Raw genomic sequence first — 17,476 nt, 5'->3', positions numbered from 1 at the left:
CGATCTCGCCGAGACGGCACTGCCAAAACACGACATCGCTTGAACGACATCGCTTGAACGACATCGCTTGAACGACATCGCTTGAACGACATCGCTTGAAAGACATTGCCCAAACGACATCGTCACCACGGCATTCGTCACCCGGACACTCGACATCTCAACAAGAGGACGACCTTATGGCCAAGAACGAAAGTACCCAGCACAAGCTCTCGCGTGTCAGAGCGCCCCGCGTACACCTCACCTACGACGTCGAGATCGGCGACAGCATCGAGAAGAAGGAGCTGCCGTTCGTGGTCGGGGTGATGGGCGACTACTCCGGCAACCCGCTCGAGCCGCTGCCGCGGCTGAAGGATCGCAAGTTCGTCAACATCGACCGCGACAACTTCGACAGCGTGATGAAAGGGGTCAAGCCGCGCCTGAGCTACCGCGTCGACAACACCCTGGCCAACGACGGCTCGCAGCTGCCGGTCGAGCTCAACTTCAAGCGCATGGAAGATTTCGAGCCCCAGGAAGTGGTGCGTCAGGTGGAGCCGCTGCGCAAGCTGCTCGACGTGCGCAACAAGCTCGCCGATCTGCGCAACAAGATGGGCGGCAACGACAAGCTCGAAGAGCTGTTGATGGATGTGCTGCAGAACACCGAGAAGCTCAAGGCGCTGGGCGAAGAGCTCGGCCGCGAAGCCGCTGCCAAACCGCAGGACGAGAAGGAATAACAGGAGTCACTCATGGCCGAGAATCAGACCGACAACCAGCCCCAGAGCGAAACCCAGGAGGTCTTCGCGCCGGAGACTTCGCTGCTCGACAGCATCATCTCCGAGAGCCGCGTGGCACGTTCGGAGACCGAGCGCACCCGCACCCGTGACCTGATCGACGAGCTGGTGCATCAGGTGCTCGAGGGCGAGGTGACCCCGAGCAAGGATCTGATCGCGGTGCTGGATTCGCGCATCGCCGAGATCGACTCGCTGCTTTCCGACCAGCTCAACGAGATCATGCACGCCAGCGAGTTCCAGCAGCTGGAAGCCTCCTGGCGCGGGCTTAAGTACCTGACCGACCAGTCCGAGACCAGCACCAACATGAAGATCCACATGTTGAATGCCTCGAAGAAGGATCTGGTCAAGGATCTCAAGTCGGCGTCCGAGTTCGACCAGAGCGCGCTGTTCAAGAAGATCTACGAGGAGGAGTACGGCACCTTCGGTGGCGCCCCCTACGGCATGCTGATCGGTGACTACGAGTTCGGCCGCCACCCGCAGGACATGTACCTGCTGGAGCAGGTCTCGCACGTCGCCGCCGCGGCCCACGCCCCGTTCATCTCCTCGGCCTCGCCGGAGCTGTTCGGCTGGGACTCGTTCACCGACATGACCGGCCCGCGCGACCTGTCGAAGATCTTCGACACCGTCGAGTACGCCAAGTGGAAGTCGTTCCGCAATTCGGAAGACGCCCGCTACGTCGGTCTCACCCTGCCCCACGTGCTGGGTCGCCTGCCCTACGGGGAAGAGACCACCCCGGTGGAGGAGTTCAACTTCACCGAGAACGTCGACGGCCGCGACCACAACAAGTACCTGTGGATGAATGCAGCCTACACCATGGGCGCGCGCGTCACCGACGCCTTCTCCCAGTACGGCTGGTGCGTGGCGATCCGCGGGGTCGAAGGTGGCGGCTTGGTCGAGGACCTGCCGACCCACACCTTCCAGACCGACGACGGCGAGGTGGCGCTGAAGTGCCCCACCGAGATCTCGATCACCGACCGCCGCGAGAAGGAGCTTTCCGACCTCGGCTTCATTCCGCTGGTGCACTGCAAGGGCACCGACTACGCCGCCTTCTTCGGCACCCAGTCGGCCCAGCTGCCCAAGCAGTACAACACCGACGTCGCCAACGCCAACGCGCGGCTGTCGTCGCAGCTGCAGTACATCTTCGCCACCTCGCGTATCGCCCACTTCATGAAGGCGATCATGCGCGACAAGGTGGGCAGCTTCGCCTCGCGCCAGAACGTCGAGGACTACCTCAACGAGTGGCTGTCGCAGTACGTGCTGCTGGACGACAACGCCGGCCAGGAAGCCAAGGCCAAGTACCCGCTGCGTGAAGCGCGGGTCGAGGTCGCCGAGGTGCCGGGCAAGCCGGGCGCCTACAAGGCGGTCACCTTCCTGCGTCCGCACTACCAGCTCGACGAGCTGACCGCGTCGCTGCGCCTGGTCTCCGAACTGCCGCAGTCGACCCGCGGCTCCTGAGTCCGAGGGGGGCTGCGCGCCGCCCCCACGTGCAGGCCAGTCGCGTCGCCGCTCCGGCGGCGGCGCGATCGGCGTTATCCAGCCGCCAAGATCATTCACCACCGCGAGGGAGCGTTACGGCATGAGCGACACGATGCAGATGGTCCCGACGCTGCTCGACCGTCTACTCGACGACGAGCCGCAGCACACCACCGAAGCGCAGCCCGGACACCGCTGCTCGGTGAGCGCCTACAAGGCCTCGGTGGTACGCGATCTGGAGCTGCTGGTGAATACCCGACGCGAGCTGATCGCCGGCGAGCTGGATGCCTGGCCGGGGCTGCAGGGCACCCTGCTCGACTACGGCCTGCCCGACTTCATCAGCCGCGGCGTGCGCAGCACCGAGGACCGACGCCTGATCCAGCGCCAGCTCGAACGCACCATCGAGCACGGCGACAAGCGTTTCAGCAGCGTCCGCGTGGAGCTGCTCAACCAGGACACCCACGACCGCATCCTGCAGTTCCGCATCGAAGCGGTGCTGTCGCTGAGCGAAGCCAGCCAGCGCGTCGCCTTCGATGCCGTATTGCAAGTCAATACCCGCCAATACAAGGTGCAGAACCTGATCTAATGCTCGACGACCTGCTGCCCTACTACGAGAAGGAACTCTCGCACCTGCGCTTTCTGGGGCAAGAGTTCGCCACGCGCTATCCCAAGATCGCCTCGCGCCTGCTGCTGGAGGGGGATTACTGCGAAGACCCCCACGCCGAGCGCATGATCGAGTCGTTCGCGTTTCTGAGCGCGCGCGTGCACAAGAAGCTCGACGACGACTTCCCCGAGATCGTCGAGGCGTTTCTCGACGTGCTCTATCCGCACTATCTGCGGCCGACGCCGTCGCTGTCGATCGTCGAGTTCGACCCCGGCCCCCAGACCTCGCTCACCGGACGCTACCACTTGCCGCGGCATACCGCGCTGCACTCGCGCCCGGTGGAGGACGCCGTGTGCCGCTTCCGCACCTGTTACCCGGTCGATGTCTGGCCGGTGGCACTGAGTGGCGCCGAGCTGACCCGGCTGGAGCGCTCCTCGTTCAACGCCCACGGCAACGACCACGTGGCCAAGCTGAGCCTGAGCCTGGAGACCCTGGGCAACACCGATTTCGGCAAGCTCGGCCTCGACCGCCTGCGGCTGTTCCTGGATGGCGAAGGCAGCCTGATGCATCCGCTCTACGAGATGCTGTTCAACAATGTCGCGCGGGTCTCGGTGAGCTTCGTCGAGGGCGGCCACACCCGCGAGATCGGACTGCCCCCGGACGCCATCACCCCGGTCGGCTTCGGCCCGGACGAAGGGCTGATCGACTACTCCGAGCGCTCCTTCATCGGCTACCGCCTGCTGCACGAATACTTCACCTTCCCCGAGAAATTCCTGTTCTTCGATCTCTCGGGGCTGGCGCGGCCGCTGGCCGACAAGCCGGTGACCCGGGTCCAGATTCATTTCCTGTTCCGCGACTACGACCAGCACGAGCGCCTGGCGCGTCTGGCCCAGACCCTGGGCCGGCACAACTTCCGCCTCGGCTGCACGCCGGTGGTCAACCTGTTCGCGCAGCAGGCCGAGCCGATCAAGCTGACTCACACCCGCCACGAGTATCCGGTGGTGCCGGACGTGCGCCACTCGCGCTCCACCGAGATCGTCTCGATCGACGAGGTGACCCGGGTGATCCGTACCGCGACCCGCGATGAAGTCGCCCCCTGCCTGCCCTTCTTCGAACCTCGTGACAGCGAGAAGCAGGCGCGTCAGAGCTACTGGATCGCGCGCCGGGTCGGGGCGGAGAACGCCCGCGACCCGGGCACCGAGATGCGCCTGCGGGTGGTCGACCGCGAGCTGGAACTGCTCGACGGCAGCAGCGACACCCTGAGCCTCAGGCTCACCTGCAGCAACCGCGACCTGCCCCAGTTGATGACCTTCGGCCATCCGCAGGGCGACTTCACCCTGGAGCGCGAGCAGGTGGTGCAGCAGATCCGCTGTCTGCGCAAGCCGACCTCGCCGGTACGCCCGCCCATGGGCAAAGGGGTGATCTGGCGGCTGGTCTCGCACCTCTCGCTCAATCATCTGTCGCTGGTCAGCGATGGCCGCGAGGCGCTGATGGAGCTGCTGTCGCTCTACAACTACCGCCAGGCCTCGGCGATCCGCAAGCAGATCAACGGCATCACCGCGATCGCGAGCGAACCGGTGATGACACGTATCGGTCACCCGCGCCCGGCGTTCGTGCGCGGCACCGGCATCACCCTGGAGCTGGACGAGAGCCAGTTCACCGGTAGCGGTATCTATCTGTTCGGCAAGGTGCTGGATCACTTCTTCGGTCAGTACTGCAGCCTCAACAGCTTCACCCAACTCACGCTGCGCTCACGCCAGCGCGAACAGCGAGTCGTCCAATGGCCGCCGAGAACCGGTACTCAGCCCCTGGTCTGATCGACCAGGCGCGCGCAGAGCCCTGGCGTTTCGGGTTCTTCCAGCTCGTGCGTCTGCTGCGCCTGCACTACAGCCGCACCGGACGCATCGACCCCGAGAACCGGCCGCATCAGGACCCGCTGCGCTTTCGCTCGCTGCTCTCGCTCAATTTCCCCCCCAGCGAGATCAGCGATCTGTCGTTCGAGAACGCCAAGCTGCGCTCGGCCAGCGGCGAGCCGCTGAGTGAGATCCAGATCACCTTCATGGGGCTGGTCGGCCCCTCCGGCGTGCTGCCAAGGCCGTACACCGAGCTGCTGATCAATCGCCACATGGAGAAGCGCGACGACGCCGCCCACGCCTTCATGGACTTCTTCTCCCACCGCATGACGGCGCTGTTCTACGAGGCGTGGCAGAAGTACCGCTTCCATATCGAGTACGAGCGCAAGGGCAGCGCCGATTTCGAGAACTGGCTTTTGCATCTGGTCGGCTTCACCCCGACCACCCAGACGCAGGTGCTCGACCGCCCGGAGCAGCCGGGCACCCTGCGCCGCGAGCTGTTCAGCTGGTTCTCGGGCCTGTGGAGCCAGCGCCCGCGCAACGTCGGCAACCTGCAGTCGATCCTGACCTACACCTTCGGCCAGCCGTGCCAGGTGGTGCCCTTCAGCGGGCGCTGGATTCGTCTCGCCCCCGATCAGTACACCCGTCTGGGCCAGGCCAACGCGCGCCTCGGCCAGAGTGCCGTGGCAGGCACCCGGGTGCGCGACTATCAGTCCACGTTTCGCGTGCGCTTCGGCCCCCTCGACCTGGACGCCTACCGTGAGCTGCTGCCGGGCACCGAGCGTCACCGCCAGCTGGTCAAGCTGCTGCGCTTCTATGCCGGCATCGAACTCGACTTCGAGATCGAGCTGATCCTCGACAAGCACCAGATACCATCGCCCCAGATAGGCCAGGGCAGCGCCCTGGCGCTGGGTCGGCTGGGCTGGCTCAAGCCGCCGGAGCGGCCAGCCAGCGCCAATGGACATGCACTCTTCGCAATCACCTACGATGGAGCCACGGCGTGAGTCTCAAATCCCTCTTCGACAAGCTCAACGATCCCTGCCGCGAGGCCACCGAGGGCGCCGCGGCGCTGTGCCTGGCCGAGCGCCAGTACGACGTGGACATCGAACACCTGCTGCTCAAGCTGCTCGACAGTGACGACAACGACGTGCTGCGTATCGCACGCCACTACGATGTCGCCCTCGACCGCCTGGCGAGCCAGCTCGAAGAGACGGTCGCCACCTTCAAGACCGGCAACACGCGTACGCCGGCGCTGTCGCCGCGGATCACCCGCCTGATCGAGCGCGCCTGGGTGATCGCCTCGATCGACCACGGCGAGGCCCAGATCCGCAGCGGCCACCTGCTGCTGGCGCTGCTCAAGGATGACGAGCTGCGGCGGGTGATCGTCGACGGCGCCCGCGAGCTCGAGCGCATCCAGGTCGATGACCTGCAGGCGCACCTGAGCGACCTGATCGGCGGCAGCAGCGAAGACCAGCACGTGCGCGAACTCGGCGAGCCGAGCACCGCCACCGGCCCTGCGGCCAATGCCGCCGGCGGCGAAGGTGACAAGCGCGGCAAGTCCAAGACCCCGGCCCTCGACCAGTACACCATCGACCTGACCGGCAACGCCCGCGCCGGGCGTATCGACCCGGTACTGGGGCGCGAGGAGGAGGTTCGCCAGATGGTCGACATCCTCACCCGGCGGCGCCAGAACAACCCGATCCTCACCGGCGAGGCCGGGGTGGGCAAGACCGCCGTGGTCGAAGGACTGGCCCTGCGCATCGTCAACGGCGACGTGCCGCCGCCGCTCAAGCAGGTCGAGCTACGGACCCTCGACCTGGGCCTCCTGCAGGCCGGCGCCGGGGTCAAGGGAGAGTTCGAGAACCGGCTCAAGAACGTGATCGAGGAGACCAAGCGCAGTCTGCACCCGATCATCCTGTTCATCGACGAGGCCCACACCCTGATCGGCAGCGGTGGCCAGGCCGGCCAGGGCGATGCCGCCAACCTGCTCAAGCCGGCCCTGGCCCGCGGTGAGCTGCGTACCATCGCCGCCACCACCTGGGCCGAGTACAAGAAGTACTTCGAAAAGGATGCCGCTCTGGCGCGGCGCTTCCAGGTGGTCAAGATCGAGGAGCCCGCCGAGCCGGTGGCGATTGCCATGCTGCGCGGCCTCAATCAGCGCATGCAGGACCACCACAAGGTCAGCATCCTCGATGACGCCATCGTCCAGGCGGTGCGCCTCTCCCACCGCTACATCACCGGGCGCCAGCTGCCGGACAAGGCGGTCAGCGTGCTCGACACCGCCTGCGCCCGGGTCGCGCTGGCCCAATCCTCGCAGCCGGCGGCGCTGGAGGACGCCCACCGCCGGGTCGACAACCTGGAGAGCGAGATCGCGATCCTCGAGCGCGAGCAGCGTGAAGGCAGCGACCATGCCGAGACGCTCGCCGCCCTGGGCGAGCGTCTGGACGCCACCCGCGCCGAGATCGCCGATCTCGACGCGCGCTGGTCGCGGGAGCAGGAGATCGTGACCCGGCTCAAGGCGCTGGAAGCCGAGCGCAGCGCGGTCGAGGCGGGTGAACAGGCCGGCGACGCCGATGCCCTGAGCCGCCAGGTCGGCGACACCCGCCGCGAGTTGGCCGAGGTCCAGGGCGAGCACGCGCTGGTGCACGGCCATGTCGACGGCAACGTGATCGGCGAAGTGATCTCCAACTGGACCGGCATTCCGCTGGGCAAGATGCTGCGCGACGAGATCACCACCGTACGCGAGCTGCCCCAGCTGCTCGGCGAGCGCGTGCTGGGTCAGGATCACGCCCTGGCCGAGATCGGCAAGCGCATCGCCATCTCGCGGGCGCGGATGGAGGACCCCAACAAGCCGATCGGGGTCTTCCTGCTGCTCGGCCCCAGCGGCGTGGGCAAGACCGAGACCGCGCTGTCGCTGGCCGACGTGCTCTACGGCGGCGAGCGCAACGTCATCACCATCAACATGTCGGAGTACCAGGAGGCGCACACCGTCTCCAGCCTCAAGGGTTCGCCGCCGGGCTATGTCGGCTATGGCGAGGGCGGCGTGCTGACCGAGGCGGTGCGGCGCAAGCCCTATAGCGTGGTCCTGCTGGACGAAGTGGAGAAGGCCCACCCGGACGTGCTGGAGCTGTTCTTCCAGGTGTTCGACAAGGGCGTGCTCGACGACGGCGAAGGCCGCGAGATCAACTTCCGCAACACCGTCATCCTGCTCACCTCCAACGTCGGCACCGACGACATCATGCGCCAGTGCCTCGGCGCGGACGAGCTGCCGGCGCCGGAGGCGATCGTCGAGAGCCTGCGCGATCAGCTCAACGCGGTGTTCAAGCCGGCCTTCCTCGGGCGTCTCAACATCATCCCCTACTACCCGGTGCAGAAAGAGATCCTCAACAACATCGTGCGGCTCAAGCTCGAGCGCATCAAACAGCGCTTCGAGTACAACCACCGGGCCCGCTTCGACTACGACCCGGCGATCGTCGACGCCGTCGCCGCCCGCTGCACCGACAGCGACAGCGGCGCGCGCAACATCGACAACATCCTCTCCGGCAGCCTGATGCCGACCATCGCCGCCCAGGTGCTCGACCGCATGGCCGCGGGCGAGCCGATCGAGCGGCTGGCGGTCAGCCTCGACGACCAGGGCGAGTTCGCCTACGCCCTGAGCTGACTCGCCACCGCCGCCCGGAAGCCCATAGATTTTCGGGCGGCGGCTCTCATCGCTGTCGCCTCCTCACCCAGCATGGCAAGCGCAGCCGATGAATCATCCCGCCTGTAAGGGTTTGCTGGCGCCGCGTCAGGCGCTAGGCTGCAGTCGCCACCGAGTGTCTCGCCCGAGCGCATGCCGGGCTCCCCAAGGAGAACGCGATGTCCGACGATGTCGGCCCCCGACTGCGCAGCCTGCGCAACCTGCGCGGTATTTCCCAACGCGAGCTGGCCAAGCGCTGCGGCGTCACCCACTCCAGCCTGTCGCTGATCGAGCAGGGCAAGGTCAGCCCCTCGGTGAGTTCGTTGAAGAAGATTCTCGACGCCATCCCGATCAGCGTCGGCGACTTCTTCACCTTCGAGCTGGAGAGTCGCGATCAGGTCTTCTACAGCGTCGACGAGCTGCCCAACGTCGCCACCAACGCGGTGATCTACCGCCTGGTCGGCGCCAATCGCGAGCATCGCGCTCTCTCCTTCATGATCGAGACTTATCCTCCCGGCGCCGATACCGGACGCGAGATGATCGCCCACCGCGGCGAAGAGGCCGGCGTGGTGCTGGAGGGGCGGATCGAGATCACCATCGGCGCCCAGGTGCGCGAGCTCTGCCCCGGTGACGCCTACTACTTCGACACCCACGTGCCCCATCGCTTTCGCAACGCCAGCGACGAGCCGTGCAGGCTGGTGAGTTGCTGTACACCTGCGAGCCAGTTCTAGGGAAGCACTGCATAAATGCCTGCGCGAGTGAATCGCTGCGTTGCGCGGTGCTCGAAGACTCGCCTAACCCCATGTTATGTCTCGCGTGACGCGTTGCCTTCGGCAACTTGCCCTGACGGGCCGCCCTACGGGCGTTCTCTACGCGTTGCTTCGAGTCTGTGCTCCGTGCGCCTTGCGCTTCATCCCGCTCGCCGATTTATTCAGCGCTTCTCGAGTCACGAGCCAGACCAAAGTCGTATTCGGCAAAACCGAACGCCCCCGTTTGCAATGCCAGATTCTCGTCGCCGGCGGGAGGCGACATGCTGAGCCAACTCACTCCTCTGGTGCGTGGACCCTCTCATGTCGACAGACCCGCTGGCCCCCTGGCTCGAGCGCCGCGAACAGTGCCGGGATCGCCTCGATAGCGCCCTGGTCGCGCGCCTCGCGGCCACCCTAGGCGCTCCCTGCCCCGCCGATCAAGCTCCGCTGCCGCCGCTGTGGCACTGGGCCTTCTTTCAACTGCCGACACCGCCGGAGGGCATCGGCGCAGACGGCCACCCGACCCGCGGCGGCTTCCTGCCGCCGGCCGAGGGCCGCCAGCGCATGTGGGCCGGCGGCGAGCTCGAGTTTCTCAGCCCCCTGCGGGTGGCCTGTGATGCCGAGCGCCGCTCACGCGTGGCATCGATCGAAGAGAAGTCCGGGCGTAGCGGCTCGCTGCTGTTCGTCGCGGTCGAGCACGAATACCACCAGGCGGGCAGCGTGGCGATCCGCGAGACCCAGCGGATCGTCTATCGCCAGCCCAGCACCCCCAAGCTGGCGCTGGACGAGCCAATGCCGCCAGCGGACTGGTCACGGACCATTCAGCCCGATCCGGTACTACTGTTCCGCTACTCCGCGGCCACCTTCAACGGCCACCGCATCCACTACGACTGGCCCTACGCCACCGCCACCGAGGGCTATCCCGGTCTGGTGGTGCACGGCCCGCTGATCGCCACCCTGCTGCTGCACGCCTTCAGCCAGGCCCACCCCGAGGCGACACCGCGCCGCCTGCGCTATCGCGGTCTGCGCCCGCTGTTCGCCGACCGCCCCTTCGAGGTCGGCGGCCGGCTCGTCGGCGCCGGCCAGGCCGAGCTGACCGCCGGCAATGCCGACGGCCCGGCCCAGCGCGCCACGCTCGAATTCGACACTCCCGCCGACCCGGAGGCCGCACGCCCATGATGTCACCCATCGACCACGACGCCCTGGAAGCCATTCGCGACGGCGTGCGCAGCCTGTGCAAGCCCTATGGCGGCGACTACTGGCGCGCCATCGATGCCAGCCAGGGCTTCCCCGAGCAGTTCGTCGACGACCTGACCCGCGCCGGCTGGCTCGCCGCCATGATCCCCGAAGCCTACGGCGGCTCCGGCCTGGGCCTGGCGGAAGCCAGCGTGATTCTGGAAGAGGTCAATCGCTGCGGCGGCAATGCCGGCTTCGTGCACGGCCAGATGTACAACATGGCGACCCTGCTCAAGCACGGCAGCGAGGCGCAGAAGGCGGCGATTCTGCCGCGCCTGGCCAGCGGCGAGCTGCGCCTGCAGTCGATGGGCGTCACCGAACCGAGCACCGGCACCGACACCACCAAGATCAAGACCACTGCGGTCAAACGCGGCGACCGCTACGTGGTCAACGGCCAGAAGGTGTGGATCTCACGCGTCCAGCACTCCGACCTGATGATTCTGCTGGCGCGTACCACGCCACTCGCCGAGGTCCAACGCAAGGCCGACGGCATGTCGATCTTCCTGGTCGACCTGCACCAGGCGATCGGTCAGGGCATGCGCGTGCAGCCGATCGACAACATGGTGGGCCACGAGACCAACGAGCTGTTCTTCGACGATCTCGAACTGCCCGTCGACACCCTGATCGGTGAAGAGGGCAAGGGCTTTCGCTATATCCTCGACGGGCTCAATGCCGAACGCACCCTGATCGCCGCGGAGTGCATCGGCGATGGCCGCTGGTTCATCGACAAGGCCAGCCGCTACGCCGGTGAGCGGGTCGTGTTCGACCGCCCCATCGGCCAGAACCAGGGAGTGCAATTCCCCATCGCCGAGGCCCACATCGAGGTCGAGGCCGCCGATCTGATGCGCTGGCAGGCGTGCCAGGCGTTCGATGCCGGCCAGCCCGCCGGCGCCAGCGCCAACATGGCCAAGTACCTGGCGGCCAAGGCGTCGTGGGAAGCGGCCAACGTCTGCCTGCAAACCCACGGTGGTTTCGGCTTCGCCACCGAGTACGACATCGAGCGCAAGTTCCGCGAGACCCGGCTCTATCAGGTCGCGCCGATCTCCACCAACCTGATTCTCTCCTACGTCGCCGAACATCTGCTGGGGCTGCCGCGCTCGTTCTGATGCCGCGCATCGCTTCCTCCCGCTATCCCGCATCCGCCATCGGAGACCGCCATGACCCAAGCCCCGCGCCCGCTCGACGGCATCACCGTGCTGAGCCTGGAACACGCCATCGCCGCGCCCTTCTGCACCCGCCAGCTCGCCGACCAGGGCGCCCGGGTGATCAAGATCGAGCGCCCCGCCGTGGGTGACTTCGCCCGCGGATACGACACCCGTGTCGCCGGGCTCTCGTCGCACTTCGTGTGGACCAACCGCGGCAAGGAGAGCCTGGCGCTCGACCTCAAGCAAGCCGCGGCGCAGCCGATTCTCGATGCCCTGCTGGCCGAGGCCGACGTGCTGGTGCAGAACCTGGCGCCGGGGGCAGCGGCGCGCATGGGGCTCGACTTCGACACCCTGCATACGCGCTTTCCGCGGCTGATCGTGTGCGATATCTCCGGCTACGGCGAAGGCGGCCCTTACGCCAGCAAGAAGGCCTACGACCTGCTGATCCAGAGCGAGGCGGGGTTTCTCTCGGTGACCGGGGGGCCGGCGCCGGACGCGCTGGCCAAGGCGGGCTGCTCGGTGGCAGACATCGCCGCCGGCATGTACGCCTACACCAGCATTCTCAACGCCCTGCTGCTGCGCGGGCGCAGCGGCGAGGGCTCGCGGATCGAGGTCTCGATGCTCGAGAGCCTGGTCGAGTGGATGGGCTATCCGCTCTATTACGCCTACGACGGCGCCCCGCCGCCGCCCCGGGCCGGCGCTTCCCATTCGACCATCTACCCCTACGGCCCCTTCCCCGCCGGCGACGGCGGCACGGTAATGCTGGGGCTGCAGAACGAGCGCGAGTGGCAACTGTTCTGCGACCAGGTACTGTGCCGCCCCGAACTGGTCACGGATGCGCGCTTCGACGCCAACGCCAAGCGCTCGCAGCACCGCGAGGCGCTGCGCGCGATCATCGAGGCGGTGTTCGCCGAGCTGAGCGCGGCGGAGGTGATCGCACGTCTGGATGCGGCGCAGATCGCCAACGCCCACGTCAACGACATGGCCGGCGTGTGGCAGCACCCTCAGCTCGCCGCCCGCGACGCCTGGCGCGAGGTGCCGAGCCCCAGCGGCCCGCTGCCGGCGCTGCTGCCACCGGGGCGAAACAGCGCCTACACTCCACGCATGGCGGCAGTTCCGGCGCTGGGCGAGCACACCGACGCCATCCTCGCCGGGCTCGGCTACGATGCCGAGACGCTGGCGATGCTGCGCGAACGCGGTACGATCTGAGTTCACGCCATGCCCCGAGGGTGTTTACAAATTCGACGAGCGAAGGCGAGACAAGGCGAAATCGGCCGAAAAGACGGAGTTTGCGTGGTGTAAATGAGTACTTTGAGGTCGATTTCAACGCCGTATCGTCGAGCGCAGGCATTTTGTAGACACCCTCTGTGGTCTTGGTTCATTACCCTTGCCGGAGATACCGATGTCCTCTCGCCCTGATGCCGACCCACGCCCCCGACCCGGGCTGCGCTCGGCGCTGTTCGTGCCCGCCAATCGCCCGGAGCGCATTCCCAAGGCGCTGGCGAGCGGCGCCGACGCTGTGATCGTCGATCTCGAGGATGCCGTCGCCGGTGCCGCCAAGGCGGAGGCTCGCCGCGCTCTGCGCGAGGCGCTGGCGGCGCTGCCCGAGGCCCGCGTGTGGGTGCGCGTCAACGCCCCCGAGAGCGCCGAGTTCGCCGCCGACCTGGCGCTGTGTCGCGACCACCCGGGCATCGTCGGACTGGTGATCCCCAAGGCCGAGCACCCCGACTCGCTGATCCAGGCGGCCAGCCTCGGGCGGCCTTTGATCCCGCTGATCGAGAGCGCGGCGGGTCTGGCGGCACTCGCCGCGCTGAGCCGGGTGGCAGGTGTCGAGCGGCTCAGCTTCGGCGCCCTGGATCTGAGCGTCGACCTGGGCAGCGAACCGGACACCGAAGGCGGCGAGATGCTGCTCGATCAGACCCGCTACCAGTTGGTGCTCCACTCGCGTCTGGCCGGGCTGGCGCCACCGCTGGAGACGGTACTGCCGGCGTTCGGCGACCCGGCACGCGTCGAACGGGTCGCCAGGCGCGCAGCGGGCATGGGCTTCGGCGGCATGCTGTGCATTCATCCGGCGCAGATCGCTCCGGTCCATCGCGGTCTGGCGCCGTCGCCGGATACCCTCGACTGGGCGCGGCGGGTGATGGCGGCGGCGGCCGAGGGCGACGACGCCGCCCAGGTCGACGGCGCCATGATCGACGCCCCGGTGGTGGAGCGCGCCCGGCGGCTGCTGGCGCGCGCCGCCGAGCACGGCTGACAAGAACGACTGACGAGAACGGCTGACGAGCAGCGCTTCTGAATAGAGAGAGGGCGATGGCCGAGCGCCTTGGCATCGCCCTCTGGTTGCCGGTGACAGCGCGTTAACTTGTGTCAAGGGGCCCAAATCGCCGCCTGTGACTTGCTGCCTCCACACCAGGCACCTTTTCTGGCGACGGCGACCTTTTTCACTCAGTGAATGAGCGCCTTGCCCATCGATCTGCGCGCCCATCATCCGCTCAAAGCATTGTATAGACTGAACATTATCTAGATCGGGCGAAAAATGAGCACAGAGCCACCTCTATCATTCGCCACTTTTTAAACTTATTAAACCAAAAATAAACTTTCTAAATCGCCCGCTTATTTACGTTCTTTTCCACCAAAGATTGATATACGCAGATACAAATCACTGCGCATAATTCACCGGCATCGCCGTCGAGATGCCGGCCCGGCTTCGGCGCAGCGCGACACACAACAATCCAGGAGTGACAAGTACCATGTCTCTGATCAATCGAAAAACACTCGCAGGCGCCATCGGTTTCGCGATTCTGCTGGGCGGTGTCACCGGCGCCCAGGCCCAGGATCCCATCGTGATCAAGTTCTCTCACGTGGTCGCCAACGACACGCCCAAGGGTGAAGGCGCCCAGCTGCTGCAGAAGCTGGTCCAGGAGCGCCTGGGCGACAAGGTCAAGATCGAGGTCTACCCCAACTCTTCGCTCTACGATGACACCAAGGGCCTCAACGCGCTGCTCACCGGCGACGTCCAGCTGCTCGCCCCCTCCATGGCCAAGCTCGGCGAATACAGCCCCAGCGTCCAGCTGATGGACCTGCCGTTTCTGTTCGACGACATGAATGCGGTCACCCGTTTCGAACAGGGTCCGGGCGGCAAGCAGATTCTCGAATCGATGCAGGACCACGACATCCTGGGTCTGGCCTACTGGCACAACGGCATGCGCCAGCTGACCGCCGACAAGCCGCTGATCGAACCGCGTGATGCCCGCGGCCTGAAGCTGCGCGTCGAACCCTCCGACGTGCTCGCCGCACAGATCAAGGAGCTCCACGCGATTCCGCGCAAGATGGCCTTCGGTGAGGTCTACCAGGGCATGCAGACCGGCGTCATCGACGGTCAGGGCGGCAACACCTGGTCCAACATCTACACCCAGAAGTGGAACGAAGTGCAGAGCGACATGACCGAGTCCAACAACGGCGTGCTCGACTACATGCTGATCACCAACGCCAAGTTCTGGAACGGCCTGCCCGACGACGTGCGCACCACGCTGAACGAGATCATCGCCGAAGTGACCACCTCGGTGAACGAGAAGGCCGACCAGCTCAACGAAGAGGCCAAGCAGAGCATCGCCAAGAGCGGCACCACCAAGATCCACGAGCTCAGCCCGGAGCAGGTCAAGGCTTGGCGCGACGCCATGGCACCGGTGATCGACGAGTTCCGCGACGAGATCGGCAGCGACCTGATCGACGCGGCGCAGCAGTCCAACAACGCCAACTGAGCGCCGATTCCCCATGCTCCTACGCATCTGGAATTCACTCGAGGAGGGCCTGGTGGCCCTCCTGCTGGCGGTGATGACCCTGCTGACCTTCTTCTACGTGGTCGTCACCAACCTCTACAACGTCTTCTACGACCTCGGCGACGCCTACCCGGCGCTGGAGACGCCAGCCTTCGCCGTGGGTGACTGGCTGCTGGGCATCGGTCAGGAGATGACCTGGAGCCTGGCGATGACCACCACCATCTTCGCCTGGCTGATCTTCCTGGGCATCGCCTATGGCGTACGCGTCGGCGCGCACATCGGTGTCGATCTGCTGGTGCGCCTGCTGCCCAGGCCCTGGCAGCGCGTCTGCGGTGTGCTCAGCTGTCTGATCTTCATGGCCTACGCCGGCCTGCTGATGGTGTCGAGCGCGCAGTGGGTCGACTCGCTGCAGATCACCGGCATCGGCGCCGAGGATCTCGGCATGTTCGGGCTCAAGGAGTGGCACGTGGCGCTGATCGAGCCGCTCGGTTTCGGTCTGATCATCGCGCGGCTGATCGAAGTACTGGTGCGCATCCTGCGCGGCCAGCAGCTGGGGCTCGAGCAGAGCAGCGAAGTCAGCGACGCGCTGGCGCTGGCTCAGGAATCCGACGCGGACAGCGACACCCGGAGAACCACGCCGTGACTATCGCCTTTCTGTTCATCTCCCTGTTCGTCTTCATGTTCATCGGCGTGCCGATCGCGGTCTCCCTGGGGCTGTCGAGCGCGCTGACGATCCTGCTGTTCAGCCAGGACTCGCTGCAGTCCCTGGCGATCAAGCTATTCGCCACCGCGGATCACTACACCCTGCTGGCGATCCCGTTCTTCCTGCTCTCCGGGGCCTTCATGACCAGTGGCGGCGTGGCACGGCGGCTGATCGACTTCGCCAATGCCAGCGTCGGCCATCTGCGCGGCGGCCTGCCGATCGCCTCGGTGCTGGCGTGCGTACTGTTCGCCGCCCTCTCCGGCTCCTCCCCCGCCACCGTGGCGGCGGTGGGCTCGATCGTGATCGCGGGCATGGTGCGCTCCGGCTACACCCGCAGCTTCGCCACCGGCATCGTCTGCAACGCCGGCACCCTGGGCATCCTGATCCCACCGTCGATCGTCATGGTGGTCTACGCCGCCGCGACCTCGACCTCGGTGGGCAAGCTGTTCATGGCCGGCGTGGTGCCCGGGCTGCTGCTGGGCTTTCTGCTGATGCTGGCGATCTATGTCATCGCGCGGATCAAGAAGATGCCGGCCCAGCCCCGGGTCAGCGTGCGCGAATGGCTGCGTGCCGCGCGCAAGTCGCTGTGGGGCCTTTTGCTGATCGTGGTGATCCTGGGCGGGATCTACTCGGGCATCTTCACCCCGACCGAGGCTGCCGCGGTGGCCGCCGTCTATGCCGCCTTCGTCTCGCTGGTGATCTATCGCGACATCGGCATCCGCGAGTGCCCGCGGGTGATTCTCGACGCCGCGCGCCTGAGCATCGTGTTGATGTTCATCATCGCCAACGCGATGCTGTTCGCCCACGTGCTGACCACCGAGCAGATCCCCCAGACCATCACCCAGTGGGTGGTCGAACAGGGCTTCTCGCCGATCACCTTCCTGCTGGTGCTCAACGTGGTGCTGCTGATCGCCGGCAGCTTCATGGAACCCTCGGCGATCATCCTGATCCTGGCGCCGATCCTGTTCCCGATCGCCATGCAGCTGGGGATAGACCCGATCCACCTGGGCGTGATCATGGTGGTCAACATGGAGATCGGCATGCTGACGCCGCCCACCGGGCTCAACCTGTTCGTCGCCTCGGCGGTGACAGGACAGCCGCTGACCACGGTGATTCGCGCCTCGGCGCCATGGCTGATCCTGCTGGTGTCGTTCCTGTTGCTGATCACCTACGTGCCGTTCATCTCCCTGGGCCTGCCCAACCTGCTGGGCATGCCGGGCTGACAAGGCAACGACCGACCTAAGCCGGGGATCATATCGCCGGCTGTCACACCCGAGGGCCCCGGCGCATGGCGCGCCGGGGCCCTCTGTCGTCGGGGCCTGTCGTCATCGAGGCATCGTCTCAGCCCTCGCTTCACCGACCGCTGCTTAGAGCCCGCCCAATGACGATGGGCGCCGGAGGCAGGGCTCAGCGAGGGTCCTTTGCCAGGGATGGCAAAGGTAGCGCCCAGGGAGGGGTTCACAGCGCCCTCGCGACGCCCTGTCACCG

14 protein-coding genes are annotated in these 17,476 nt (G+C 66.3%); all 14 read left to right on the top strand.

From position 1 onward, the window contains the following. Window positions 1-176 precede the first annotated feature (176 nt). The 14 genes from tssB to J0A90_RS10725 all read left to right on the top strand — a co-directional run bounded on the left by tssB (window position 177) and on the right by J0A90_RS10725 (window position 17,211). Window positions 177-710: a type VI secretion system contractile sheath small subunit gene (gene tssB, locus J0A90_RS10790; protein WP_035469440.1), complete on the top strand. Its 534-nt coding sequence runs from the start codon at window positions 177-179 to the stop codon at window positions 708-710. A 12-nt stretch (window positions 711-722) separates the two neighbouring features. Next, on the top strand, window positions 723-2,222 hold the full coding sequence (tssC, locus tag J0A90_RS10785) for a type VI secretion system contractile sheath large subunit (protein WP_035469437.1): 1,500 nt from the start codon (window positions 723-725) through the stop codon (window positions 2,220-2,222). Between the two features lie 121 nt (window positions 2,223-2,343). Continuing rightward, window positions 2,344-2,826: a type VI secretion system baseplate subunit TssE gene (gene tssE, locus J0A90_RS10780; protein ID WP_035469434.1), complete on the top strand. Its 483-nt coding sequence runs from the start codon at window positions 2,344-2,346 to the stop codon at window positions 2,824-2,826. Further along, window positions 2,826-4,661, top strand: coding sequence for a type VI secretion system baseplate subunit TssF (gene tssF / locus J0A90_RS10775; RefSeq protein WP_207034734.1), 1,836 nt, complete (start codon window positions 2,826-2,828; stop codon window positions 4,659-4,661). The genes tssE and tssF overlap by 1 nt, the downstream gene beginning before the upstream one ends. Next, the gene (gene tssG / locus J0A90_RS10770; protein ID WP_207034736.1) at window positions 4,625-5,701 is read left to right on the top strand and encodes a type VI secretion system baseplate subunit TssG; all 1,077 of its coding nucleotides are present in this window, start codon (window positions 4,625-4,627) and stop codon (window positions 5,699-5,701) included. The genes tssF and tssG overlap by 37 nt, the downstream gene beginning before the upstream one ends. Continuing rightward, window positions 5,698-8,358 (top strand): type VI secretion system ATPase TssH, encoded by a 2,661-nt coding sequence (gene tssH, locus J0A90_RS10765; protein WP_207034739.1) that lies wholly within the window; start codon window positions 5,698-5,700, stop codon window positions 8,356-8,358. The genes tssG and tssH overlap by 4 nt, the downstream gene beginning before the upstream one ends. Before the next feature lie 197 nt (window positions 8,359-8,555). Then, window positions 8,556-9,107 (top strand): cupin domain-containing protein, encoded by a 552-nt coding sequence (locus J0A90_RS10760; protein ID WP_035469427.1) that lies wholly within the window; start codon window positions 8,556-8,558, stop codon window positions 9,105-9,107. A gap of 339 nt (window positions 9,108-9,446) precedes the next feature. Beyond that, a complete protein-coding gene (locus J0A90_RS10755; protein WP_207034741.1) occupies window positions 9,447-10,304 on the top strand; it encodes a MaoC family dehydratase N-terminal domain-containing protein in 858 nt (285 codons plus the stop codon). Beyond that, on the top strand, window positions 10,301-11,467 hold the full coding sequence (locus tag J0A90_RS10750; protein ID WP_233076698.1) for an acyl-CoA dehydrogenase family protein: 1,167 nt from the start codon (window positions 10,301-10,303) through the stop codon (window positions 11,465-11,467). The genes J0A90_RS10755 and J0A90_RS10750 overlap by 4 nt, the downstream gene beginning before the upstream one ends. A gap of 51 nt (window positions 11,468-11,518) precedes the next feature. Then, window positions 11,519-12,715 (top strand): CaiB/BaiF CoA-transferase family protein, encoded by a 1,197-nt coding sequence (locus J0A90_RS10745; protein ID WP_207034743.1) that lies wholly within the window; start codon window positions 11,519-11,521, stop codon window positions 12,713-12,715. A gap of 193 nt (window positions 12,716-12,908) precedes the next feature. Beyond that, window positions 12,909-13,760: a CoA ester lyase gene (locus tag J0A90_RS10740; protein WP_207034745.1), complete on the top strand. Its 852-nt coding sequence runs from the start codon at window positions 12,909-12,911 to the stop codon at window positions 13,758-13,760. A gap of 496 nt (window positions 13,761-14,256) precedes the next feature. Then, window positions 14,257-15,267, top strand: a complete 1,011-nt coding sequence (locus J0A90_RS10735; RefSeq protein ID WP_207034747.1) for a TRAP transporter substrate-binding protein — start codon at window positions 14,257-14,259, stop codon at window positions 15,265-15,267. Between the two features lie 13 nt (window positions 15,268-15,280). Next, window positions 15,281-15,928, top strand: a complete 648-nt coding sequence (locus tag J0A90_RS10730) for a TRAP transporter small permease (RefSeq protein WP_207034749.1) — start codon at window positions 15,281-15,283, stop codon at window positions 15,926-15,928. Next, window positions 15,925-17,211 (top strand): TRAP transporter large permease, encoded by a 1,287-nt coding sequence (locus J0A90_RS10725; RefSeq protein ID WP_035469418.1) that lies wholly within the window; start codon window positions 15,925-15,927, stop codon window positions 17,209-17,211. The genes J0A90_RS10730 and J0A90_RS10725 overlap by 4 nt, the downstream gene beginning before the upstream one ends. The last annotated feature ends 265 nt before the right edge of the window (window positions 17,212-17,476 follow it).

The organism is Salinicola sp. DM10 (assembly GCF_017306975.2).
GTDB lineage: Bacteria > Pseudomonadota > Gammaproteobacteria > Pseudomonadales > Halomonadaceae > Salinicola.
Note: the sequence above shows the minus strand (reverse complement) of the source record. Positions and strands in the feature narration are given on the sequence as shown.

What these genes read in the sequence shown, in the direction of transcription:
- tssF (WP_207034734.1), top strand. Translation starts at nt 2,826, where the DNA reads ATGCTCGACGACCTGCTGCCCTACTACGAGAAGGAACTCTCGCACCTG.
- J0A90_RS10745 (WP_207034743.1), top strand. Translation starts at nt 11,519, where the DNA reads ATGACCCAAGCCCCGCGCCCGCTCGACGGCATCACCGTGCTGAGCCTG.
- tssE (WP_035469434.1), top strand. Translation starts at nt 2,344, where the DNA reads ATGAGCGACACGATGCAGATGGTCCCGACGCTGCTCGACCGTCTACTC.
- tssC (WP_035469437.1), top strand. Translation starts at nt 723, where the DNA reads ATGGCCGAGAATCAGACCGACAACCAGCCCCAGAGCGAAACCCAGGAG.
- J0A90_RS10750 (WP_233076698.1), top strand. Translation starts at nt 10,301, where the DNA reads ATGATGTCACCCATCGACCACGACGCCCTGGAAGCCATTCGCGACGGC.
- tssB (WP_035469440.1), top strand. Translation starts at nt 177, where the DNA reads ATGGCCAAGAACGAAAGTACCCAGCACAAGCTCTCGCGTGTCAGAGCG.
- J0A90_RS10730 (WP_207034749.1), top strand. Translation starts at nt 15,281, where the DNA reads ATGCTCCTACGCATCTGGAATTCACTCGAGGAGGGCCTGGTGGCCCTC.
- tssG (WP_207034736.1), top strand. Translation starts at nt 4,625, where the DNA reads ATGGCCGCCGAGAACCGGTACTCAGCCCCTGGTCTGATCGACCAGGCG.
- J0A90_RS10760 (WP_035469427.1), top strand. Translation starts at nt 8,556, where the DNA reads ATGTCCGACGATGTCGGCCCCCGACTGCGCAGCCTGCGCAACCTGCGC.
- J0A90_RS10755 (WP_207034741.1), top strand. Translation starts at nt 9,447, where the DNA reads ATGTCGACAGACCCGCTGGCCCCCTGGCTCGAGCGCCGCGAACAGTGC.
- J0A90_RS10740 (WP_207034745.1), top strand. Translation starts at nt 12,909, where the DNA reads ATGTCCTCTCGCCCTGATGCCGACCCACGCCCCCGACCCGGGCTGCGC.
- J0A90_RS10735 (WP_207034747.1), top strand. Translation starts at nt 14,257, where the DNA reads ATGTCTCTGATCAATCGAAAAACACTCGCAGGCGCCATCGGTTTCGCG.